Raw genomic sequence first — 23629 nt, 5'->3', positions numbered from 1 at the left:
GGGCGGTTGGCAGACTGTCGCTAACGCTAGGAACGTCGAAACCGAAGCGTTTGCCTTTGAGATTCCCCGACAATCACTCCACCCACACTTTTTGATAACGGTGGATTCCCAGGAGCGAGGGCACCCAGTTTTTCACTCGCGGGGAAATCAGGTAGCTGCGCGTGCCAAAGAAGATCGGCGCGATCGGAGCCTCGTCGAGGAGGATTTTTTCGGCGCGCTGATAAAGCTCGAAGCGTTTCTCCCGGTCGGACGCGCGGCCGGCCTCGGCGATGAGGCGGTCGTATTCGGCGTTGCTCCAGTGTGTCTGGTTTTGCCCGCCGTTGGTCACAAACATGTCGAGAAAGGTGATCGGGTCGTTGAAATCGCCGACCCAGCGCGAGCGGCTGATGTCGAAGCCAATGGCGCGCTGCGCGTCGAGATACACGCGGTATTCCTTGTTTGTGATTGTGACGCTGATGCCGAGTTCGCGCCGCCACATTTCCTGAATGGCCTCGAGCACGGTTCGGTTGACTGCGTCGTTGTTCATCTGGATGTCGAGTTTCGGAAACCCTTTTCCTTTCGGATAACCCGCCTCGGCGAGCAGGCAGCGGGCGGCGGCGAAGTCGTCGGGAATCGCGGTCGCGCAGGTGTAACCTCCGGTGTTCGGCGGCGTGTAAAAGCGCGCGGGCGTGCGGCTGTTGTGGAGCACGCGCGCGATCAGGTCGCGGTTGATGGCGCGGGCGAGCGCGGCGCGGACTTTCGGATTGTCGAGCGGAGGGCGCTTGGTGTTGAAGCGCAGGAAAAAGGTTTCCAGCAACGGGTCGATGCGCAGGGCGGCGGGGTTGTTTTTGCGGTAGGCGCGGATTTTTTCGGGGAGAATATCGTAGGTGATGTCAACCTGTCCGGAGCGGAAGTTGCGCTCGTCGGTGGCAATGTCGTCGTTCGGGAAAAACACGACCGCGTCGAGCCGTGTGCCGGCGGCGTCCCAGTAGAGCGGATTTTTCTCAACGGTGATCTGGCGGTTCGGCTCCCAACTTTTCATCGTGAACGCGCCGTTGCCGACGATGTTTTCCGGGCGCGTCCAAGCCGTGCCGCGCTGGTCGAGCTTTCCAAAGCGCAAAATCGTCGGCGCGTGAACGGGAAACCACATCGGTTGCGCGACAATGGAGAGCAGGTGCGGCGTCGGGGCATCGAGCGTGAGCACGAGAGTGCGCGCGTCGGGCGCGGCGACGCCCACTTGCGCAAAATCGGAGAGCTTGCCGGTGTTGAAGGCCCCGGCGTTTTTGACCGGGTAAAGCATGTAGGCGTATTCGGCGCCGAGCATGGGTGAAAGGATGCGCCGGAATGATGTCGCGAAATCTTGCGCGGTCACCGGGTCGCCGTTGGACCAGCGGGCGCCGGCGCGCAGGCGAAATGTCCACGTGAGTCCGTCGGGCGAGGTCTCCCAGCTCTCGGCAACGGCGGGGACGGGTTGCGAAGTGGCCTCGTCGATCGCCACCAACCCCTCGAAGAGCGCGATTGCGATGTTTTGGTCGGTGTAGGCCGACATCGTTTGCGGGTCCATATCCTGCGGCTCCGCGCCATTGCCGATGCGCAAGACGGAAGAGGACGCGAAAAGGGCTGAAAGACCGAAAGGCTGAAGGGCCGAAAGAAACAGCAGCGCGAGGAAATGGAGAAATCGCATGTTTGAAATGTGTAGGCAGTATTTTATGCGGTGGAAGTGGAAAAACGCGCGCGATCGAACACGCTTTGAACGGGCGCTGGTTTAACGCATGCGCGACTTCACAAAATGGCGAAAAACCAACAGCAGACTTGGCAGCCCGCGCCACGTTCCGCACTTTCCCCTTTATGTGCACATCTCCACGCACCCTGGCCCTCGCCGTCTTTTCATTCTTCATTTTTCATTTTTCATTCTGCATTAGCGCGCGCGCCGACGGCGCACGCGCGCCCAAGCCTCTTTATCGCGACACCATTTACGACGGCACTGCCGATCCCGTCGTCATTCACAACCGCGCCGAGAACAACTGGCTCATGTTCTACACCAACCGCCGCGCCAACGTCCCCGGGCTCGACGGCGTGAGCTGGGTGCACGGCACGCCCGTCGGCATCGCGCAATCCAACGACGGCGGCGCGACGTGGACCTACCGTTGCGACGCGCGCTTCCACGGCATCCCGGTCCCCGCGGGCGCCGACCCAAAAACGCTCACGCACTGGGCGCCCGACGTCATCGAGCACGATGGCGTTTACCACATGTATCTCACACTCGTGCCCGGCGTTTTCACCGATTGGAAACACCCACGCGACATCATCCACCTCACCAGCCGCAACCTCATCGACTGGCACTACCAAAGCACGCTCGCGCTCGCCAGCGACCGTGTCATTGACGCGTGCGTGTTTCCGCTGCCTCAAGGCGGCTGGCGCATGTGGTATAACAACGAGCGCGACGCCAAATCCATCTACTACGCCGACAGCCCCGACCTCCACAACTGGACCGACAAGGGCAAGTGCGCCGGCGTCGGCGAGCGCCCCGGCGAGGGCCCGTATGTTTTCCGCTGGCGCGGACACTACTGGATGCTCGTCGATCTCTGGCGCGGCATCGGCGTTTACCGCTCCGACGACCTCCTTAACTGGACGCCGCAGCCCGGCGATCCGCTCCTCGGCAAACCCGGCAAGGGCGCGGATGACGGCGTGAACGGCGGGCATTGCGGCGTCGTGGTCGATCACGCCACCGACCGCGCGTATTGCTTCTATTTCACGCATCCCGGACGCAACGGCACCATTTCGCCCGACGACAAAAACAACCTCGAACTCCGCCGCAGCTCCATCCAAGTCGTCGAGCTCCGCGAAAAAGACGGCGTGATTTCGTGCGACCGCGACGCGCCGGCTTACGTGAAACTCAACGCAACTGCGGCAAACTTCACGCTCGCCGGCGAAACCGTCGTCGCGCGTATCCATTATTCCGATACAGACGCCAAGGTCGTTTCCATCGCCGCCAACCACCTCGCCGCCGACATCGAACGCGTCTCTGGCAAACGCCCCGCCCTCTCTGAAATTTCAGATTTGAAATTTGCAATCACAAGCACTGCTCCCGCGGTGCTTGTCGGCACGCTCGGCAAATCGCCGCTCATCGATTCGCTCGTCGCATCGGGCAAACTCGACGTCTCCGCACTGCGCGGCCAATGGGAAACCTTCCTCATCACCACGCTCGACAACAACACGCTCGTCATCGCCGGCAGCGATCCGCGCGGCACGTCGTTTGGCGTTTACGAACTCTCGCGCATGATCGGCATTTCGCCCTGGCATTGGTGGGCGGACGTCACGCCCGAAAAGAAAACCCGCATTTCGATTCCCGCCGGCACGCACGTTTTCGGTCCGCCCTCGGTCAAATACCGGGGCATTTTCATCAACGACGAGGACTGGGGCCTCCAGCCTTGGGCCGCAAAAACCTTCGAGCCGGAAAACGGCGGCATCGGCCCGAAGACCTACGAAAAAGTTTTCGAACTCCTCCTGCGCCTCAAGGCCAACACACTCTGGCCCGCCATGCACGCCTGCTCGCCCGCGTTCAACAGCAACCCCGCCAACGCCGCGCTCGCCTCCGACTACGCCATCGTCATGGGCAGCTCGCACGCCGAGCCCATGCTCCGCAACAACGTCACCGAGTGGACCGCCCCCCACAAGGACTACAACTACGCCACAAACCGCGACGGCGTCCTTGCCTACTGGGAGGAGCGCGCCAAAACCAACGGCCGTTACGAAAACATCTACACCATCGGCATGCGCGGCATCCACGACAGCGGCATGCAAGGCGGCGGAACCAGGGAGGAGCAAATTGCCCGCCTCGAAAAAATCTTCGCCGACCAGCGCGCGCTCATCGCCAAGCACGTTTCGCCCGGCGTCGAGCGCGTTCCCCAAATGTTCTGCGCCTACAAGGAAGTGCTCGACCTCTACCGCGGCGGCCTGCGCGTGCCCGACGACGTCACAATCATGTTTCCCGACGACAACTTTGGCTACATCCGCAACTTCCCCTCCGCCGCCGATCGCGCCGCCATGCGCGACGGCAAACGCACCGGCGGTTTCGGCATCTACTACCACCTCTCCTACCTCGGACGCCCCATGGCCTACCTTTGGCTCAGCACCACGCCGCCCGCGCTCATCTGGGAGGAAATGAACAAAGCCCACCAGCTCGGCGCCGACCGCATCTGGATCGCCAACGTCGGCGACATCAAGCCCGCCGAAATCACCACCGAGTTTTTCCTGCAAATGGCATGGGACATCGGTTCCATCGCCACGCTTCCGGATGTGCAAACCGATTTTCTGCGCCAATGGGCCGCGCGCGAATTCGGCGCCGAACACGCGCCCGACATCGCGCAACTGATGGACATGTATTACCGCTACAATTTCGAACGCCGCCCCGAGCACCTGCAATGGTGGCTGCCTCGCGAAAAACCAAAACCATCCACGTTCACCCCCGCACAACGCGAACGCCGCGACGAACTCGCGCGCAAAATGAACGAACTCCTCGCCACGATCCGCGAACGCATCCCCGCCGAAAAGCAGGACGCGTTTTATCAACTCGTCGAGTATCCCGTGCAAGGCTCCATTCTCGCCAACAACCGCTACTTCACCGGCGAGGAAGCCGCGCTCAAGCACATCGCCGGCGACAAAACCGCGCTCAACAAACTCGGCTACCAAGCCGACGTCCTCAACCTCCAGCTCGCGCGCATCACGCACCGCTACAACAACCTCATCGCCGGCGGCAAATGGCGACACCTCATGCAACTCGAACCCGCCGACAACGACTGGAAATCCATGCGCATCTCGAAATGGCGCGTCCCCAATTTCCAGCAACCGCTTCCGTCCGCGCCGAAAAATCCGCTCGCGAAAGCGACGCTCAGTGAAATCGAAATCTGGACGACAGGCATGCTCACTCCGATTGACGGATTGGGACGCTCAGGAACAGTCACTACCATTACTCCCGCCACGACATCAGCGACATCGATATTAGAAGCAAAAACAGCCCCCACTCTTATTTTTAAATACACCCTCGCCGCCCAACCCAATTCCGCAACCCTGCGCATCCACGTCCTCCCCACGCACGCCATCGACGGCTCCGGCAAACTCCGCATCGCCTACGCAATCGACGGTGCCCCCGAACCGCAACTCGCCGAACTCATCATCAACGACGGCAAACCCGAGTGGGCGCAAGGCGTCCTCGCCAACGAGCGCACCTTCGACATCCCGCTTCCGCCCTCCACGCTCACCGCGGGCGAGCACACGCTGCATCTCCACGGCATCGACTCCAGCGTCGTGATCGACCGCGTAACGATTGAGTGAGAATATCGATGAGCTTAAACCAACAATGCCCGAATAATATTCCGTGAAAAAAGCCCGCTTCATTTTTAATCCGCGCTCGGGTTACAACATCAGCAATCCGCGTGTTGTCGAACGGGTGCGGCGGTTCATCGCGGAGCAAAACGCGGCGGGCGTGCTCGATGCGCGGCTCGTGAGCACGGAGCGTCCGCATCACGCGACGGAACTGGCGCGCGCCGCAATCGCGGACGGATGCGAGCTCGTCGTCGCGGTCGGCGGCGACGGAACAATAAACGAAACCGCGACCGCGCTCGTCAACGCGCCCGCCCCGGTTGCGCTCGGCCTTGTCCCGTGCGGATCGGGCAACGGACTTGGGCGGCACCTCGGCATTCCCCGCCCGGACGAAAGCGCCCTGCGCGCGCTTGTCGACGGCACGCCGCGCATGATCGACACGGCGATGGCAAACGAACATCCGTTTTTCAACATGATGGGACTCGGCTTCGACGCCGGGATCAGTGCCCGGTTTCGCTCGCTCAAAAAACGCGGATTTCCGCGCTACCTGAAAATCATCCTCTCGGAATTTTTCCGCTACAAACCGGCGTCCTGCGCAATCACGCCCCTCGATGAAAACGAACTCCCGGCACCCGCCACGGCAAAGCAACGGCTCGAGGCGGAGGCGTTTATTTTGGCGATCGGCAATTCCGACCAATACGGCAACGACGGCTTCATCACTCCGCTGGCGCGCATCGACGACGGACAGCTCGACCTGACGTTGGTGCGCGGCGTGTCGCTGCTCAACGCGCTGCCGCTTGCGATCCGCCTGCTCACGCGCCGCCTGTATGGCAGCAAAAAAGTCACGCACCTGCGCGCGCCGGGATTTGTCATCGAACGTCCCGAGCCGGGCCTGATTCACACCGACGGCGAACCGCGCGAAGCGGCGGCGCGAATCGAAGTGAAAATCCTGTCGCAAAGTTTGCGTGTGATGACCCCGCGCGGGAAGGCGCCTTAATATATTGGGCGAAAGTATAAATCGCCCGCGTGTTAAATTGTTTCACCAAAAGCGCGAAACAATGGCGCGGTTTTCGGCGAGCGCCCCACGGTCCGCCCAAACCTTACTTGCCCTTCTCCTCCTCAAAATGCTCGTGAACATCCAGCGTGGTGACACGGAAATTTTTGATCTGCATTTTTGAGTCCACCGTGCGAAAACCAAACCAGCCCTCCTTGAGCGGCTTTGGATCCTTGTAGGAGAATATTGTTTTGCCGTCGCAAACAAAGCGCGCCTCGCCATCCTGCGCGATCAGCACGATCTTGTATGTGTGATCGGGCTTGAGCATGTGCCCGGCGTCGGTGAGGTCGTGCTCCGGAAGCAGCGGACGCGCGCCCGTGCCATCGTAACGGCGGAAGCGCGTTGTCGTGTTCGCATTGCCGCCGTAGCCGGCATAGTAGAGGTTGAGCGCGTCGTAAGTCGCAAATTGTCCCGTGCGGCCGTGCTTCGCGTGAAACAAATCCTTCGGGTTCTTCGGATCCGTCGCCATCCAGAAACAGTTCATGTCCGACACGCGCGCGGCGGAGCTCATCGTGACCTCGTAGGAAATCGCGACTGGCGCGGTCAGCTTTTCCCTCAGCCACACCGTGCAGCCCTTCGCGTCCGTGATTGTGAGCACTCCGTTTTCCGCCGTCACGGTGCCGCCCGGCATTTGTTCGACGACCCACTTGTCGAGGCCGCCCGAAAAATCATCACTCGCCACAACCTTCGACTTGATCGTCACCGAATCGGGCTTGGGTTTGCATCCGGTGAAAAACGCGAGCGTGGATAAAATTGCCGCGGCAAACGCGAGCGCAGACTTGGCGTGAGGACGTTTCATGGTTTGCATGTTGGACGAATCGCATGTCCCTGCCCAACGAAAAAATTCTACACGTGCTCACCGGCCCGACCGCCGTTGGCAAAACCGAGCTCGCGCTTCGCTGGGCCGGGGCGAACAACGCGGAGATCGTCTCGTGCGACTCGCTCCTCTTTTATCGCGGCATGGACATTGGCACCGCAAAACCCGCGCCCGCCGAACTCGCCCGCGTGCCGCACCACCTGGTCGACGTGTGCGACTGCGCCCGGCAAATGGACATCGCCCGCTACATCGCCCTTGCGCGCGCCGCCGTTGACGACATCGCCTCGCGCGGCAAACAAATCCTCGTCACCGGCGGCAGCGGTTTTTACCTGAAGGCGTTTTTCGCGCCCGTCATTGATGACATCGCCGTGCCGCCCGCGCTCCGCTCCGAAATCGCCGGACAACTCGCCGCGGAAGGCCTGCCCGCGCTTGTCGCGCGGCTCCGCGCGCTCAACCCCGAAGGGCTCGGCGCGCTCGACACCGCCAATCCGCGCCGCGTCACCCGCGCGCTCGAGCGCTGCCGCGCATCGGGCCTCACGCTCGCCGAACTCGCCGCCGACTTCGCGCGCCGCCCCCTCCCTTTCGCCGGCTGGAAAACGCGCATTGCCGTGCTCGACCGCGAGCGCGACGACTTGGAAAAACGCATCGCCATCCGTGTTGACGCGATGCTCGCCGCCGGACTGGTTGACGAGGTTCGCCGTCTGCGCGCGCTTGGCTTTGAGAAAAACACCAGCGGTTCCGGGGCCATCGGCTATCGCGAAACCCTCGCCATGCTCGACGGCAAACTCCCGCCCGAATCCCTCGCCGCTGAAATCACAAAAAACACCCGAGGCCTTGTCAAAAAACAACGCACTTGGTTTCGCACGCAACTGCCCGCGCACAAACTCATCGACGCGGACAGCGCCACAATCGGGACAATCTTCGCGGCGTGACGCGCGCGCAAGGAGCGGCGGCGTCCCGCCGCCGGACGAGGTGCAACGCACCTCGCAAAAAAGATTACCGAACAACTCAAAGGCCCCGACTGCGTCGCGTCCGGCAACGAGACGCCGCCGCGCCGCCATTGACGACTTCCGGCATCCGTGCGCATAGTGGCGCTTTTTCATGTCTAAAAATCCTGACCGCAATATCGCCGCCCAACGCTCCGCATCCGATGCGGGCGGCGGTGCCAACACCACGCTCGCAGGCATCGCCCTGCTTGTCGCGGCGGTGGCATGTTTCGCGTGCATGGACACCACGGTCAAATGGCTGAGCGCGTCACTGCCGTCGCTGCAAATCGCCGCGATCCGTTATGTCGGCAGTTTTTTGATCACGCTCGTTCTACTGCGCCCTTCGCCCGGCACTTCCATGCTGAAAGCCAAGCGCCCCGGGCTGCAAATTCTGCGCTCGCTCGGCATCGTGCTCACGACCGTGTGCTCGTTCACCGCGCTGCAATACATTCCGCTCACCGAGGTGACCTCGGTCACGTTTTCCTCGCCGCTTATCGTCGCCGTCATCGCATGGCCGTTGCTCGGAGAAAAAATGGGACCGCGCCGCGTGGTGGCCGTGCTCGTCGGATTCGCGGGCGTGATCGTGATCACGCGCCCCGGAATCCATGGCGTGCATCCCGCCATCGCGCTCGCGGTTTTGGCCGCGATCACCAACGCCCTGTATGCCGTCGCCACGCGCATGCTCGCCGCGCACGACTCGCCGAAAACCACCATATTTTACACGGGGCTTTGCGGCACGATCGTCATGCTCCCCATCATCCCCTTCGCATGGAAAACGCCGCCGACAATCGGCACATGGCTGGGCTTGCTGCTGACGGGTGTGTTCGGCGCGCTCGGGCACTGGCTGCTCATCCTCGCGCATCAACGCGCCACGGCGACGGTGCTCGCGCCCTTCTTCTACGCGCAGCTCGTCTTCGCGATGGGACTCGCCATGCTCTTTCTCGGCGAGCGCCCCGACGTGTGGACATTCGTCGGCGCGTCCATCGTAATGGGTTCGGGCCTGTATCTCATCTACCGCGAACGCGTGCGCAAAGTCCCCGTCCCCAGCAGCGACATGCCGGCGTAGCGCGCAAGATCGCGCCGCGCAACTCCGCCCCGGCTTTTGCACACGCCTCTTGAACCGGGGGCGGTTCCGTGTTTCTGTGTCCCATTGATTTTTCCGCGTTTTCGCACTTCCGCGCTTCCGCGATTGTTCTTCCACTCATAGAAAACTTTTCCATGCCCATACGCACACGCGAAAAAAAGATCACGCAAGCCTGGTTCGAAGCGCCGAATCGCGGCCACATCGAGCTCGCCGCCGACTGGCGCGGACGCACCCCGCCCCCGCTTTCCCTCGGCCCGGACGCCCCCGCGTTCACCTCCATCACCCCCGTTCCCTCGCTCCAATTTGCGCGGCACACCGCCTACTACATCGACCACAAAACCAACGAGATTCATTTCTGCATCTGGCCCGAAAGCCTCCCCGCCGAACTCAGGCAGCCGCTCCCCCGAGTCTATCTCGCCGGCGACCACAACGAGTGGCAGAAAGCCGTCGGCAATCCCGAATGGGAACTCCACCTCGCGAACCACGACGGCACGGAGCTTCTCACATGGAGCGGCCCCGCGGCCGACTTCATGGCGCAGCCGCCCAAACGCTTCAAATTCGTCACCGGGCAGCATCAGTGGCTCGAAGTTCCCCAGTCCGCGTTCAACGCAGTCCGCGACGACACCGGCAACCTCAACCGCCAGATCGACCCCACCCGCACCGGCCTCCACGTCTATCAATTCACACTCGACACGCCGCTCGACCTCGCAGCCAACAACCGCGCCCATTGGAACAACGACCCGCAGGCCACGCTCCGCCCCACCACCTTTTTCACGGAACACCGCACCGACGCGCCGCTCGGCGCCATCCCCGGCAAGGACGAAACCCTCTTTCGCATCTACGCGCCGCGCGCGGGCAGCGTCGAGCTTTGCGTGATCGACGACCTCGGCCGCACCGACGCGCCCCACCGCTACCCCCTCCAGCGCAACCCCGATCACACGTGGGAAATCACCCTCTCCCAAAATCTTCACGGCTGGTATTATTGGTATCACATCGACGGCGCGCAAAACGAGTTCACCCGCTTCAACCCCGCGCAACGCATCCTCGATCCCTACGCCCTCGCCGCCGTTGATCGCGACGGCCCGGGCATCATCATCGACCGCGCGCGGCTCACCCATCGGCGCCATCACGACCACGCGCGCTTCCAAACGCCCGCATGGCAGGACCTCGTCATCTGCGAGGCGCATGTCCGCGATCTCATAGCCCGCGCCCCCATCGACCTCGCGCCCGATGAACGCCTCACCTTCGCCGGCCTCGCCAAATGGGTCGAGCATCCCGACTTCTACCTGCACCGCCTCGGCGTCAACGCCGTCGAGCTCCAACCCGTCCAGGAATTCGACAACATCGCCCCCGGCGACTACCATTGGGGCTACATGACCAACAACTACTTCGCGCCCGAAAGTAGTTACTCGACCGACCCCGCCCGCGCCTCGGGCATCCACGACCTCCAGCAGCTCGTCGCCGCGTTCCACCGTCGTGGCATGGCCGTCATCCTCGATGTCGTTTACAACCACGTCGGCGAACCCGCCCACCTGCTCCACATCGACCAGCTCGCCTATTTCTACACCAACGCCGACGGCTCGCTCTCCAACTGGTCCGGCTGCGGAAACGACATCAATGCCGATTCCGCCATGGCGCGCCGCCTCATCATCGACAGCCTCGTGCACCTCGTCGAAACCTTCGGCGTTGACGGTTTCCGCCTCGACCTCGCCGAGCTCCTCGGCATCGACGCGCTCAAGGAAATCGAGCGCGCCCTCAAGAAAACAAAACCCGACATCATCCTCATCGCCGAACCCTGGAGCTTCAAAGGCCACATCGCCGGCGCCCTCCGCGACACCGGCTGGGCCTCATGGAACGACGGCTACCGCAATTTCATTCGCGAATACGTCCGCGGCGGCTCCAGTCAGGAATCCTACGAATACAACCTCAAGGGCTCCCCGTGGCACTTCGCCAAGTTTCCGGCGCAAACCGTCAACTACTCCGAGTCGCACGACGACCGCTGCTGGCTCGACGTCATCACGGAAAACGCCGGCCACAACGGCAACATCCCCACCTACAAGGACCGCCGCCGCACCCGCCTCATGGCCTCCGTCCTCTGCATGTCGCTCGGCATCCCGATGTTTTCCGCCGGGCAGGATTTTCTCCGCTCCAAGCAAGGCGTGAACAACACCTATCTGCGCGGCGACCTCAACGCGCTCGACTACACCCGCATCCTGCGCTTCCCCAGCACGCACGCCTGTTTCGCCGAATGGATTGCATTCCGTCGCTCCCCGCGCGGCGCGATTCTCCGCCACTACACCCGCCCGCGCGACGAGTTCTTCCGATTCTTCTTCGCTGAAAACTCCACCGCCGCCGCCACGCTCTACAACGCCGACTGCGAAATGGGCCCGCACCGCCTCCTCTTCGCGATCAACGCCACCGAAAACGACGTAACGATCAAACTCCCCCCGAAGTCGTGAAACTAAAATGGCGCCAACTTGCCGACCACGACCGTTTCTACTCCCCCGGCGACCCCGCGCACCCCTACCGCGCGCCCGCCGAAAACCTCTTCCTCCCCCGCTGAGCTGCGTGCTGTGGGAAACGGAGTGAGAAACGTATTCCGTTTCGAATCACCGCGCCGTTGCGCGAAAGATAAAAACAACGAACTCACATGATCCAAATCCAGCCCATCCGCGGCGCATTTGGATTCTCTCATCTCATTACGGAAACCCACGGTGCCGATACACGCGCAATTCTCATCGACGCCTGTCCCGGCTGCACCCCGCGAAAACTTTCCGCGCTCTTCGGCAAACTCGGCATTCGGCCCGGCGACCTTTGCGCGATTCAACTCACGCACGCGCATTTCGACCACTGTGTGAACGCCGCCGACATCCGCCGCGGCGCTGCGTAGCGCCGCGCCGTCACACGCTTGTGATACTTCCCGCGGGCCGCTCGTCAGCCGCGTCACCCCGCCGCTTTTCGCAAACAAAGGATGTGCTTGTCCCGCGCGGACGCATCGGCACATCCTTTTTTCATGTCCGCCAAGCCCGTATCCCCCGCATCCGCATCCAAGAACGCCGCGCTTCAGCGTCCGGCCGCCGAGATCCTTTACGCCGACGAACTGGCGCGCCTTGCCGAGGCCGATAAAAATCTCCCGCGCCCCGGCGGCTGGCGGCTTACCCCGCGCTCCGTGCTTCGTTTTATCATGGGCGAACCCGGCGCCGCGCCCGACTCGCCCGGCGCGCCGAAATTCGTCGGCGCGCAAAGTTTTCTCGAACGTTGCATTGTCGCGCTCGCCACCAACCGCGGCCTCATGCTTGTCGGCGAGCCCGGCACCGCGAAAAGCTGGCTCAGCGAACTGCTCGCCGCCGCCATCAGCGGCGACTCCACGCTCATCATCCAGGGCAGCGCCGGCACCACCGAGGACGCGATAAAATACTCGTGGAACTACGCGCTCCTGCTCGCCGAGGGCCCGACCGGCCGCGCGCTCGTCCCCGCGCCGCTGCACCGCGGCATGCGCGACGGCAAGCTCGTGCGCTTCGAGGAAATCACGCGCTGCCCGCTCGAAATCCAGGACACGCTCCTCACCATCCTCTCCGACCGCGTCATGGCGATTCCCGAGCGCGAGGACGACGGCCGCACGCTCTACGCCCAGGTCGGTTTCAACATCATCGCCACCGCCAACACCCGCGACCGCGGCGTCAACGAAATGAGCGCCGCGCTCAAGCGCCGCCTCAATTTCGAAACCGTCTCGCCCATCGCGAACCTCGCCGACGAGATGGCGCTTGTGAGCCGCGAGTCGTCGCGCCTCCTCTCCCGCGCCGGCATTCCCCTCGCGCTCCCCGCCGACCTCACCGAGGTGCTCCTCACCACGTTCCACGAATTGCGCACCGGCAAAACCGCATCCGAGGGCAAGGCGCTCGAACCGCTCGGCACCGTGATGAGCACCGCCGAGGCGGTCTCCGTGGCCTACGCCGCCGGCCTGCACGCCTATTATTATGACGGCGGAAAAATCTCCGCCGCGCACCTCGTGCAAAGCCTGCTCGGCTCCGCGCTCAAGGACAGCCCCGACGACATCAAGCGCCTGCAACATTATTTTCACCACGTCGTGAAACCCCGCAAAAAAGGCCGCTGGCCCGAGTTTTACGACGGCATAAAATACCTGCCCCAACCCGCCGCCGAAAAGTGAGCGAAGCGCGCGCAGAAGTTTTTTTGAAAGCCGACGCCGATCCGCGACTCTGGTCGTGCGACGGGCCGGTTGTGTTTTTTCCGGTGCGCCATCACAGCCCCGCGTGCGCGCGCTTTGTCGGTGAACTCGTTCGCCGGCTCCGTCCCGCCGCCGTTCTCATCGAGGGCCCGTCCGATTTTAATCCGCGCCTGGGCGAACTGCTCGCGCCGCACACGCTGCCGATCGCGATCTACAGCTACTTCACCGACGCCGGGCAAAACCGGCGTGGCGCGTTTTATCCGTTCTGTGAATTCTCCCCCGAGTGGGTTGCGCTCCGCGCCGCCGCCGCGCTCGAAATCCCCGCCGAGTTCATCGACCTGCCGTGGAGCGAAACCGCCGCGCTCGACCGCGCCGCCAACCGTTACGCCGACGGCGCGCTTGGCCGCTCCTCTTACACCGCGCAACTCTGCCGCCGCCTCGGCGTGGACGACTGGGACACGCTTTGGGACACGCTCTTCGAAATCGACCCCGCGCTTTCGCCAGACGAGTTTTTGCGCCGCTGCCACGCGTTCTGCCGCAACGCCCGCCTCGCCGACGGCGGCGCGAGCGCCGCCGACCTCGCGCGCGAGGCGTTCATGCTCTCGCGCATCCGCGCCGCGCTCGCGCGACATCCGCTCGGCCCCGTGCTCGTCGTCACCGGCGGCTTCCACAGCTCCGCGCTCTTCGACGGCCTGTATTCGGAAAACGAATACAATGAAAACACCGCCAGCCCGCCCGACGGTGTCATCGCGCCTGAATGTCAACCGCGCCCGCCCGCCGGCGGTCACGGCATCGCGCTCACGCCGTATTCCTACGAGCGCCTCGATTCGCTCACCGGCTATGAGGCCGGACTCGTTAATCCCGGCTTCTATCACCGCGTCTGGCTGGATCATTCGCCGGGCACGCACGCCGCGCTCCTCGCCGCCGCAGCGCAGTCGCTCCGCGCGCGCGGGCAAACCGCGAGCACCGCCGACCTCGTCGCGGTCGAGACCACCGCCGCCGCGCTCGCCACGCTGCGCGGCCACGCAATCGTCTGGCGCACGGACCTCGTTGACGCGCTCACGGGCGCGCTTGTGAAAGAGGAAATCGCCACGGCGGCGCGCGGCTCCGGCGCGGCGCGGCATCCGTTTCTCGACGCGCTGCACGCCGTGTTTCGCGGCGACGCGCGCGGACGCCTCGCGCCCGGCACGCCGCTCCCGCCGCTCGTCGCCGACATCGCCGCGGCGCTCCGCGCGCACGACATCGAGCCGCCCTCCCAGGAGCGCCGCCTCGAACTCGCGCTCGACAAACCCGGCGACATCGCCCGCTCGCACACGCTGCACCGCCTGCGCATCCTCGAAATCCCCGGCTTCTCGCGCACGGACGGCACCGACTTCACCGGGCGCGACGACCTCTCGCGTCTATGGGAAACGTGGGCGCTTCGCTGGACGCCCGACTTCGACGCCGCGTGCATCGAGCGCTCGCTCTACGGCGCCGCGCTTCCGGACGCCGCCGGCGCGCGCCTTGTCGAAAACGCCGCGCTCGCCGGCTGGCACGACGGTTTTGCGCGACTGCGCGCGCGTGTGATCGAGCTGCTTCGCGCCGACGCCTCCTTCGTGAGCGTGGCGCGCGCGCTCGGCCACCTGTATTATCTTTATCGTTACAACGATTCCGTCGCCATGGCCGCAGCCGCGACGCGCGATGAAATCGCCGCGCTGCTCACCGAGTCCCACGCGCGCGCCATCTGGCTCCTCGAGGCGCAGGCGCCCGCGGCCGACGAAGCCGCGATCAAGGGCCTGCGCGCGTTGCTCGCCGCCGTCCACACCGCCGGCAAAACGCTCGCGTGGGACACCGCCGGGCTTGTCGCCACGCTGCGCCGCCTCTGCGCGACATCATCGCATCCGCCGCTCCTGCGCGGCGGCGCGGCGGGCGCGCTCTGGTCGCTTGGCGAGACGGGCCTCGCCGATATCCTGGGCCAAATCCCCTCCGCGCCCGACGAACTCGGTGATTTCCTGCAAGGCGTCTTCGCGCTCGCTCGCGAGGAGTCGCAACGCCACCCCGACCTGCTCCTTGCGATTGACCGCCACCTGCTCGCCTACGACACGGAAATGTTTCTCGCCGCGCTGCCCGCGCTCCGCCTCGCCTTCACCTATTTCACGCCCCGCGAAAAAGACCACCTCGCCCGCCGCCTCCTCGAGGCGACCGGAGCGACCGCCGCCGCGCCGCTTCCAGCGCTCGCCGTTTCCCCCGCCGCCGCGGCCCGCGCGCTCGCCTTCGAATCCCGCCTCCAACAAGAACTCGTCCGCCACGGCCTCCGCGCTCCCCTCGTCAAATGAGTAATGTTTCCCCGCCATCTTCCGATGAACAAACCCGCACGCGCCAGACGCGCTGGCGGCTTGTGCTTGGCGACGGCGTCGAATCCACGCTTGGCGGGCTTTCCGGCGAGGACGCCGAGCGCGATGCCGCGCTCGCCTACCTCTACAACCGCGAATACTCCCCCGGGCGCAACGTCCGCGGCGGCCATCCCGCCGGCGATCTCGGCGAATCGCGGCTCACCGTGCCCGAGTGGATCAACCACGTTCACCGCCTCTTTCCGCAAAAGACAATCGAGCGAATCGAGCGCGACGCGCTGGAGCGTTACCAGCTTCAGGAAATGGTCACCAACCCCGACCTGCTCGCCCGCGCGCAGCCCAGCCAGACGCTCCTCAAGGCCGTGCTCCACACCAAGCACCTCATGAACGAGCAAGTGCTCGCGCTCGCCCGCGACCTCGTGCGCCGCGTCGTCGCGCAGCTCATGGAAAAGCTCGCCTCCGAGGTGCGCCAGCCCTTCAGCGGCGCGCTCGACCGCCGCCGCCGCTCGCTCGTCAGGGTTGCCAAAAATTTCGACATCCGCACCACGCTCCGCCGCAACCTCAAGCACTGGCGGCCCGACGAAAAACGCCTCGTCCTCCAAACGCCGCACTTCTACTCGCGTGTGCGCCGCCAGACCGACCGCTGGCAGCTCGTCATCCTCGTCGATGAATCCGGCTCCATGCTCGACAGCGTCATCCACGCCGCGATCACCGCCGCCTGCTTCTGGAATCTCCGCGCGCTGCGCACGCACCTCGTGCTCTTCGACACCGCCGTCGTCGATGTCACGGAGCACTGCGTCGATCCCGTCGAGACGCTCATGAAAGTGCAGCTCGGCGGCGGCACCGACATCGGCCAGGCGCTCAACTACGCGCATTCGCTCATCGACAATCCGCGCCGCGCCATCGTGCTGCTCGTCACCGATTTCTTCGAGGGCGCGCCCGTCGGGCGCCTTTACGCCGAGGCGCGCCGCATCATCGGCGGCGGCTCCACGCTCTTGGGCCTTGCCGCGCTCGACCCCGACGCGCGCCCGCGTTACGACGAGCACGTCGCGCGCCAGCTCGCGCAACTCGGCGCGCATGTCGGCGCCATGACACCCGGCGAGCTCGCCGAATGGATCGCCCAAAAAGTCGGCTGAGCAACACCTGCCCAACGAAAACATTTTCCCAAATTTCAAAAATCGAAACCCATGCGCGCCGACCTTCTCGCACTCAACGACGACGATCTCGCCTCGCTCGCGAACCGAGGCCTCGCCCGGCGCGCGCGCCAGGAGGCCGAATCGTCCGCGCTCGCGTGCGAGTTCGAGGAGACGCCCGCGGGCGACATCACCGCGCGCTGGTCGGACGGCCCCGAATGCCGCCTGCCCGCCGGCGCGCGCCTCACCGACGCGCGCTGCACCTGCCCCTCGACAACGCTCTGCCGGCACGTCCTGCGCACCGTCATCCGTTACCAGCTTTCGCAAACCTCCGCGCCGGCGCCCAAAGGCGAAAACACGTCCGTGTCCGCGAATGCCGAATGGTCGCCCGCCGAAATCACCGACGCGCAACTCGACGCGTTTTTTTCGCCCGCCGAGCTCGCGCGCTGGCGGCGCGATTTCGAAGCCGGCCACGTCATCCAAATCTGGACGGGCGCAAAGCCGCGCGCGCACCTGCACACGCTCGGCTGCACGGTTAATTTTCTCGTGCCGCGCGACCCGCGCTACGCCGTGTGCGATTGCGCCGCCACCGCGCCCTGCGGCCACGCGCTGCTCTCCATTTGGGCCGCGCGCAAAATGCCCGCCGGGCAAACCGCCGCGCTTGTCTCCACCGCGGCGGAAATTTCCGCCGCGTCCGATGACGCCGCGCTCTCCGTGCTCGGCCAGATCGAGGCGGAACTCGCCACGTTCGCCGCCACCGGGCTCGCCCGCTCCTCGCCGCTCCAGGCCGACACCTGGCGCCTCCTTTCCACGCTCGCGCGCGACGCCGCGCTCGTCTGGCCCGCCGACGTGCTGCACGACATCGCGGAGCTTCACACCGCCTACCTCGCGCGCGACGCCCGCTTCGCGCCGCGCGATTTTCTCGCGCTCGCCGCCGAGCTTCTCCAGCGCGCCGACGCCATCCGCTCGGGCGTGTCGCCGGTGCCGCCGCTTTTCATTCGCGGCACGCCGCGCGACCGCGAGACGGAAATCGCCTCCGCGCGCCTGATCGGCCTCGGCTGCGCCGCGCGCACCTGGAAAACGGGAACGGAAATTTCCGCCTACCTCCAGGATGCCGACACCGGCACCACGCTCGCCATCACGCGCGCCTTCGCGCACGAGCCGGGCGGGACGCCGAAAAGTTTTGCCGCGCTCGCCCGCACCTTCGCGCTCAAGGGCGCCACGCTCGCCGCCATCGGGCGCGGACAGCTCCTTGTCAAGGGCGGGCGCCGCTCGCCCTCCGGCCGCTTCATCGCCGGCCGCGCGCCGGTGAGCGTGACGCCGCAGGCCTGCGCGTGGGAGACGCTCCGCGCGCCGCTGCTCGTTTCCAGTTTCGCCGCGCTGCGCGAGCAACTCCGCGCCGAGCCGCCCGCCGCGCTCGGTCCGCGCCGCGTCGCCGCGCGCCTCGCAGTGTGCCCCGTCGCGGGCGCGGGCGAGGTCGTATTTTCCGTCGCGTCGCAGGAAATCCGCGCGCGCCTCGCCGACGCCGAGGGCGGCACAGCGGTCCTCGCGCACCCCTGCGTGACGCGCGCCTCCGCCGGCAACGAGTCGCTTCTCGCCGCGTTGCGCGCCACGCCCGGCAACGTGCGTTTTGTGTGCGCGCAGGCCCGGCTTGAGGGCGCGGAGCTCGTGCTCGCGCCGTTGAGCGTCGTTTTTGAAAACGCCTCCGGGCGCACCTGCATCCAGCCGTGGGTTGACGACGCGCCGCCGCAAAGCGGCCCGGACAACCGGCCCGCTGCCCCCGAAAAACTTTCCTCGTCGTTATCAATCGCCGCAACCGCCGCCGACGCGTTGCACGATTACATCGACGAATTGCAGGAGCACCTCGCCGAGACGTGGCTGCTCGGCCCGTCCGCGACCGCCGCCGAAAGCGCGCGCCTCGCCGCGCTCGGGCGATCGCTCGGCCTGGACGCGCTCGTGCCGGACGCGAACGGTTTTGCCCAAAACATCGGCGCGCTGCTCGCGCTCACCGTCGCCGCCGATTTTGCGTTTCGCGAATACGCGACACTGGAAAATTTCCAGATTCTTCCACCGCCTTTTACATCGCATTAACGCGCCGAAATCCGTTGCCTCGTGCGCATCATGACCACCCGCACGTTTGAATTCTCCGACGGTTCCTCCAACAAATTCTGGACAATCACACTCGACGGCAAGGCGCACACCGTGAACTACGGACGCATCGGCACGGCGGGCCAGACGCAGACAAAGGAGTTCGCCTCCGACTCCGACGCGCAAAAGTCGTTCGACAAGCTCGTCGCCGAAAAAACGAAAAAAGGTTACGTCGAAAAAACCGCCGGCGCGCCCCTGGCGCCCGTTGCTCCCGTTGCGAAAAAAGAAAAACCCGCGCCCGTCGCGGCCGCGAAGAAGGAGGCGGTTCCCGCGCAACCGGCCGCCGCGCCGGCTCCCGCACCCGAACCCGCGCCGGCGTTTTCCATCAACGCCGCGCTGCGCCGCGAGATCGATCTTGATGCCGCCGATTGGGCGGCCGTGCCGGAGGATTTTCCGCTGCCCGACGGCGCGGTTCGCGTGATGTCCGCCGCGCTCGCCCCACAGCCGCCCGCGAAGCCGTTTGACCTGGAGGATTGCCTGAAGCGACTCGCGACCAAGGTGCGCGCGCGCACATACGGCTGGGAATGGGATTTTTCCGCCGCGCTGCCCGTCACGCAGCTTTCGCGCGAGGAGGCGGAGTTCTGGTGCTCGGTCATGCTCGCGCCGCGCAAACGCGATGAGAAACCCGCCGAGCACGCCGAAAAAATCCGAAAGGAAAACACCGTGTTCACCGGAAAGGCGCCGGCGACGCTCGATACAAAAAACAATTATGTGCCGGCCGAGTTTGTCCGTTGCCTCGCGGTTTTGCTGACGCCCGCCGAGTTAATCGAATACATGTTTCGCCCGGTTGGGGGACGCGGCTTTGGTTTTCAAATGACACGCATGCGCGTTTACCGCGACGGGTTTCGCAAATACGTTTTCCCGTGGCTGACCGCCGCGGAGCGCGCCGCGTGGAAGGAGGCCGCCAAGGCCGCGTGGAATTCCGCCGTGTGGCCGACTGATTTTTACGCCACTCCGCCGGCGCCGTTTATGTTCGGCGTGATGTTCGGCCTGCGTGACGAGGCTCTCTCTCTCGTCGAAAGCTGGGCGGACAACCTTTACGCCGCCGACACCTCGTGGGATCACGCGCACTACCATTGCCCGCAGGAAATCGTGCTCGGCCTCGGCACGCCCGAGCTTGTCGCGTTTCATATGCGCCGCCTGAAACTGCCGCTCAACCGGCCTGTTTACATCCGCGGTTTTCTCGCGCGCACCGGGCTCACCGCGCTCGACGTCATCGCGCGCAGCATCGCCGCAATCGGCAAAAAGGAGGATGCCGAGGAATTGTTCGCCGAGTTCGGGCGCGTGCACGCGCCCGAGGCCGCGCCGCACATGCTCGACCTCGCGCACAACTCAAAAGCCCCGCGCTCATCGCGCGAATGGCTCGACGCGCATCCCGCCGAAAGCGTGGCCGGGCTGATCCCCGTCGCCGCCGGGGGCGGCAAGGGCGCGGCGGCCGCCGTCGATTATCTCAACACGCTCAAGCGCCGCGGAGCCTCCGCGCTCATCGAGGCGCAGCTCGCGCATTTCCCCGCCGATACCGTCGCACGCATCCGCGCGAGCGTGCTCGATGTCGTTGAAAAAGTTTACCCGGCGCTGCCGCCGGAAAAAATTCCCGCGTGGTGGGGCGGGGCGCTCGCCGCCGCGCCGCTTGGAAAAAACAAGAGGCCCGCGTGGGTGAAACTGCCCGACTTGACGCCGCTCATTCTCGACATCGCGGGCGGGCAATACGCGCTCGGCGAGGCGCAACTCGGCGAGGTGATCGCCGCGCTCCAGGCGAGCACGCCGGAGCAAAAACACCCGCTCGCCGTCGCGCTTCGCGAACACGCCGAGGCCGACAGCCTCGACGCGTTTGGCTGGCGGCTGTTCGAGCTCTGGCTCGGCGAGGGCGCGCCCTCGAAGGAGAAGTGGGCGTTTCTCGCGCTCGGACTTCTCGGAGGCGACTGCTCCGTGCTCAAACTCGCGCCGCTCATCCGCGTGTGGCCGGGCGAGTCGCAGCATCAGCGCGCCGTCATGGGACTCGAAGTGCTGCGCGCAATCGGCACCGACACCGCGCTCATGCAGATAAACGGCATCGCGCAGAAGGTGAAATTCAAGGGCATCAAGGAGCGCGCCGCGCAGTGCATGGAGGCGATCGCGGAAACGCGCGGCATGTCGCGCGCGCAGCTGGAGGATCGCATCGTGCCGGATTGCGGACTCGATGAGCGCGGCTCGCGCGTGTTCGACTTCGGCCCGCGCCAGTTCCGCTTCATCCTCGGCCCGGAGATGAAACCAATGATCCGCCATGCCGACGGCACGATCAAATCCGACCTGCCAAAACCCGGCGCGAAGGACGACGCCACGCTCGCGCCCGCCGCCGTGGCCGAGTGGAAGTTGTTGAAAAAACAAATCGCCGAGGTCGCAAAAATCCAGGCCGTGCGGCTGGAGCAGGCGATGGTCACCGGGCGTCGCTGGGCTCCGGGCGAATTCCAGCAACTGATCGTAAAACAACCGCTGATGATCAACCTCGCGCGCCTGCTGCTCTGGGGTGTTTACGACGCGCAGGGCAAGCTCACCGGCGCGTTTCGCGTGACGGAGGACCAGACTTTCGCCGACGAGAACGACGCCGATTTTACGCTTCCCGGCGACGCGGCGGGCGCGAGCATCGGCCTCGCGCACCCGTTGCAAATGTCCGGGCAAAAGCAACTCCTCGACCAGTGGGGACAGATATTTGGCGACTACGAAATCGTGCCGCCCTTCGCGCAACTCGGACGGACGATTCACACGCTCGCGCCGGAGCACGCGCAGGGCGCGGAGATCAAGCACCTCGCCACGCGCGGAAAACTCGTGGCTCAGACGCTTGTGTTCGGCCTGGAAAAACTCGGCTGGCAGCGCGGCATACCGCAGGACGCGGGCTGGGTGAACGAGCACACGAAGCAATTCCCCGGAGCGGACATCACGGCGGTGATCAACTACGACGAAGGGTTTTCGGTTGGCTATTGGGAAGGCGCGGGCGAGCAGACGATCGAGCGCGTGTTTTTTGTGCCCGGCCTTTACACGCCGCGCATGTATCCCGACCACAAAAACGCAATCCCGCTCGCGCAAGTTGACGCGCTCGTGCTCAGCGAAGTGCTCAACGATTGCGAGCTGTTGCTGATGAAGGCGAAGTGAGGCGAGGCTGGGTGGAAACAGTATCCCGCCGTTTTACTTCACCAGATCGGCAGCACGGTCGGCAGCACGTTTTGTATCAGCGCGTCGCCGATGCCGATCAGCGCGGCGCCGGTGATCAGGCCCGCGCAAATAGGCTCAAGGCACTCGACCCAGATCGTGTTGCCCATGCGGACGACTTCGAACAACAGCGCCGCCACCGCCGCGATCACCATCGCCACGACCGCGGTCGCCGGCAGGCTTGAGAGTCCGTTCTGTTAATAAATCACAGCAGATCCGCCGCCTCGCTCAGCGGGACCTGCGGGCGATAGACGGCGGTGAATGTGGGCGTTTGTTTTGTGGGCGGCGCGATGCCCCAGCGCAAATCGCCCACCACACGGTGCGCGACTTCCGTGGGGGAAAATCCTATGCAATCAATCGCAACCGGACGGTATTGAAAATAAGGCACGCGAATGGGGCCCCGGCAAAACGCAACCCGCGACTGATTCATCACCTGCTCCATGATGACGGGTTCGCAATTGCAAATCGTCTCCGCGCCCAGCTGGTCGAGAAATGCCACCGCGCATCGCGCGGCCGGCTGCTGCCTCACTTCCGCCAGGATTGTCGATGCGTCGCCGGCGACGGATTTTATCTTCAACCCGCGCGCCTCAAGCGTCACGGTGAAACTCCGCAGCGCCCGTTTCGACGGCAGGTAAAGCGGGTCCGGCACGATCACTTTTCGGATCCCCGCCTCGGCCCACGTCGCCGCCATCTCCGCATACGCGTGCGTCCAGTCCTGCAAATACATGGGCAGCGTGATGCTCGTCGGATTGTCGGCCGGGTGCACGAGAATCTGCTTGATGCCGTGATCCTTGAGCGAGAGCAGCGTCTGGTTGGCAAGCGGATGCGGCGTGTGCCAGATCACATAGTCGAGCCGGTGCTGCAACAGGCGCCTCGCAAAGTCGGGGCTCGTGGCCTCCTTGTCCCGGAAAAAAATAATGTCCGCGACGAATCCGTGGGACCGCAGCCGCTCCTCCAGCTCGAGATACAGCATGCGCGAATATGGCGACACGACGATCGCGTGCAGCCAGATCGGCAGCCCCACAATCGCGCGCACCGGATCGCGCGATGTCGCCGCGCGCCCCTCCAAAATCGTTTGCGATCCCCGGATGCGATTGAGCACCGCCTCTTTTTCGAGCTGCTCGTAGGCGATCGCCACCGTGCGCAGCGGAAGCTCAAACAACGCCGCGATCTGGCGCATCGAATAAAACGGCCGCGACTCCTCGCTGCGCATTTTTTCCGCGGCTTTGCGCAACAGGTCCAATATCGCCGCCTGCCGGTTGGCCTGCGGGCCGAGGGATTTGAACGCATTCACATATTCCTGAAGCGAGGGGAGATCACGGATAACTTGTTTGCGCGCCATAGCGCGGCCGATTGATGCGCGGGCCGGCACACTTTGCAAGAGCCGGATTCACAATCCCCTCC

Annotated in this window: 15 protein-coding genes; 11 read left to right on the top strand and 4 right to left on the bottom strand. The window is 64.7% G+C overall.

Translation table 11 applies throughout. The features are described from left to right. Nucleotides 1-73 precede the first annotated feature (73 nt). Nucleotides 74-1663: a peptide ABC transporter substrate-binding protein gene (locus CKA38_RS08990; RefSeq protein WP_108825169.1), complete on the bottom strand. Its 1590-nt coding sequence runs from the start codon at nucleotides 1661-1663 to the stop codon at nucleotides 74-76. 164 nt (nucleotides 1664-1827) lie between these two features. Between CKA38_RS08990 and CKA38_RS08985 the strand changes: the two genes are divergently transcribed. Beyond that, nucleotides 1828-5313: a glycosyl hydrolase 115 family protein gene (locus tag CKA38_RS08985; protein WP_108825168.1), complete on the top strand. Its 3486-nt coding sequence runs from the start codon at nucleotides 1828-1830 to the stop codon at nucleotides 5311-5313. Nucleotides 5314-5356: 43 nt separating this feature from the next. Next, entirely contained in the window at nucleotides 5357-6298 is a 942-nt protein-coding gene (locus tag CKA38_RS08980; RefSeq protein ID WP_108825167.1) for a diacylglycerol/lipid kinase family protein, read from the top strand. Nucleotides 6299-6401: 103 nt separating this feature from the next. Here CKA38_RS08980 and CKA38_RS08975 read toward each other — a convergent pair whose 3' ends face one another. Then, nucleotides 6402-7154 carry a DUF6250 domain-containing protein gene (locus CKA38_RS08975; protein ID WP_152032757.1) on the bottom strand — a complete coding sequence of 251 codons (753 nt, stop codon included), beginning with the start codon at nucleotides 7152-7154 and terminating at the stop codon, nucleotides 6402-6404. A gap of 23 nt (nucleotides 7155-7177) precedes the next feature. Here CKA38_RS08975 and miaA point away from each other — a divergent pair, with 23 nt between their 5' ends. The 9 genes from miaA (at nucleotide 7178) to CKA38_RS08930 (ending at nucleotide 22168) form a co-directional block, all read left to right on the top strand. Continuing rightward, the gene (miaA, locus tag CKA38_RS08970; RefSeq protein WP_108825165.1) at nucleotides 7178-8104 is read left to right on the top strand and encodes a tRNA (adenosine(37)-N6)-dimethylallyltransferase MiaA; all 927 of its coding nucleotides are present in this window, start codon (nucleotides 7178-7180) and stop codon (nucleotides 8102-8104) included. 169 nt (nucleotides 8105-8273) lie between these two features. Then, a complete protein-coding gene (locus tag CKA38_RS08965) occupies nucleotides 8274-9224 on the top strand; it encodes a DMT family transporter (RefSeq protein WP_108825164.1) in 951 nt (316 codons plus the stop codon). Between the two features lie 152 nt (nucleotides 9225-9376). Beyond that, a complete protein-coding gene (locus CKA38_RS08960; protein WP_236918976.1) occupies nucleotides 9377-11701 on the top strand; it encodes an alpha-amylase family glycosyl hydrolase in 2325 nt (774 codons plus the stop codon). A 191-nt stretch (nucleotides 11702-11892) separates the two neighbouring features. Continuing rightward, on the top strand, nucleotides 11893-12132 hold the full coding sequence (locus CKA38_RS08955) for an MBL fold metallo-hydrolase (RefSeq protein WP_108825163.1): 240 nt from the start codon (nucleotides 11893-11895) through the stop codon (nucleotides 12130-12132). A gap of 123 nt (nucleotides 12133-12255) precedes the next feature. After that, complete coding sequence (locus CKA38_RS08950) at nucleotides 12256-13410, top strand: ATP-binding protein (RefSeq protein ID WP_108826514.1); 1155 nt, start codon at nucleotides 12256-12258, stop codon at nucleotides 13408-13410. Between the two features lie 23 nt (nucleotides 13411-13433). Further along, the gene (locus CKA38_RS08945) at nucleotides 13434-15743 is read left to right on the top strand and encodes a DUF5682 family protein (RefSeq protein WP_108825162.1); all 2310 of its coding nucleotides are present in this window, start codon (nucleotides 13434-13436) and stop codon (nucleotides 15741-15743) included. Then, nucleotides 15740-16894: a VWA domain-containing protein gene (locus CKA38_RS08940; protein WP_108825161.1), complete on the top strand. Its 1155-nt coding sequence runs from the start codon at nucleotides 15740-15742 to the stop codon at nucleotides 16892-16894. Before CKA38_RS08945 ends, CKA38_RS08940 begins: the two co-directional genes overlap by 4 nt. Before the next feature lie 51 nt (nucleotides 16895-16945). Next, entirely contained in the window at nucleotides 16946-18982 is a 2037-nt protein-coding gene (locus tag CKA38_RS08935) for a hypothetical protein (protein WP_108825160.1), read from the top strand. Nucleotides 18983-19012: 30 nt separating this feature from the next. Then, nucleotides 19013-22168, top strand: a complete 3156-nt coding sequence (locus tag CKA38_RS08930) for a DUF4132 domain-containing protein (RefSeq protein ID WP_152032756.1) — start codon at nucleotides 19013-19015, stop codon at nucleotides 22166-22168. Nucleotides 22169-22206: 38 nt separating this feature from the next. On the opposite strand, the gene CKA38_RS16740 is transcribed toward CKA38_RS08930, so the two are convergent. Next, nucleotides 22207-22335 (bottom strand): hypothetical protein, encoded by a 129-nt coding sequence (locus tag CKA38_RS16740; protein WP_257791564.1) that lies wholly within the window; start codon nucleotides 22333-22335, stop codon nucleotides 22207-22209. 95 nt (nucleotides 22336-22430) lie between these two features. Continuing rightward, a complete protein-coding gene (locus tag CKA38_RS08925) occupies nucleotides 22431-23567 on the bottom strand; it encodes a hypothetical protein (RefSeq protein WP_108825158.1) in 1137 nt (378 codons plus the stop codon). Nucleotides 23568-23629: the final 62 nt, after the last annotated feature.

Source organism: Ereboglobus luteus (genome assembly GCF_003096195.1).
Lineage (GTDB): Bacteria > Verrucomicrobiota > Verrucomicrobiia > Opitutales > Opitutaceae > Ereboglobus > Ereboglobus luteus.
This window is presented reverse-complemented; position numbering and strand designations above follow the sequence as displayed.

Bases quoted from the DNA above. Each gene is read 5' to 3' on its own strand.
- CKA38_RS08955 (WP_108825163.1), top strand. From the start codon at position 11,893: ATGATCCAAATCCAGCCCATCCGCGGCGCATTTGGATTCTCTCATCTC.
- CKA38_RS08985 (WP_108825168.1), top strand. From the start codon at position 1,828: ATGTGCACATCTCCACGCACCCTGGCCCTCGCCGTCTTTTCATTCTTC.
- CKA38_RS08965 (WP_108825164.1), top strand. From the start codon at position 8,274: ATGTCTAAAAATCCTGACCGCAATATCGCCGCCCAACGCTCCGCATCC.
- CKA38_RS08935 (WP_108825160.1), top strand. From the start codon at position 16,946: ATGCGCGCCGACCTTCTCGCACTCAACGACGACGATCTCGCCTCGCTC.
- CKA38_RS08990 (WP_108825169.1), bottom strand. From the start codon at position 1,663: ATGCGATTTCTCCATTTCCTCGCGCTGCTGTTTCTTTCGGCCCTTCAG.
- CKA38_RS08975 (WP_152032757.1), bottom strand. From the start codon at position 7,154: ATGAAACGTCCTCACGCCAAGTCTGCGCTCGCGTTTGCCGCGGCAATT.
- CKA38_RS08930 (WP_152032756.1), top strand. From the start codon at position 19,013: ATGACCACCCGCACGTTTGAATTCTCCGACGGTTCCTCCAACAAATTC.
- CKA38_RS08960 (WP_236918976.1), top strand. From the start codon at position 9,377: ATGCCCATACGCACACGCGAAAAAAAGATCACGCAAGCCTGGTTCGAA.
- CKA38_RS08950 (WP_108826514.1), top strand. From the start codon at position 12,256: ATGTCCGCCAAGCCCGTATCCCCCGCATCCGCATCCAAGAACGCCGCG.
- CKA38_RS08925 (WP_108825158.1), bottom strand. From the start codon at position 23,567: ATGGCGCGCAAACAAGTTATCCGTGATCTCCCCTCGCTTCAGGAATAT.
- CKA38_RS08940 (WP_108825161.1), top strand. From the start codon at position 15,740: ATGAGTAATGTTTCCCCGCCATCTTCCGATGAACAAACCCGCACGCGC.
- miaA (WP_108825165.1), top strand. From the start codon at position 7,178: ATGTCCCTGCCCAACGAAAAAATTCTACACGTGCTCACCGGCCCGACC.
- CKA38_RS16740 (WP_257791564.1), bottom strand. From the start codon at position 22,335: ATGGGCAACACGATCTGGGTCGAGTGCCTTGAGCCTATTTGCGCGGGC.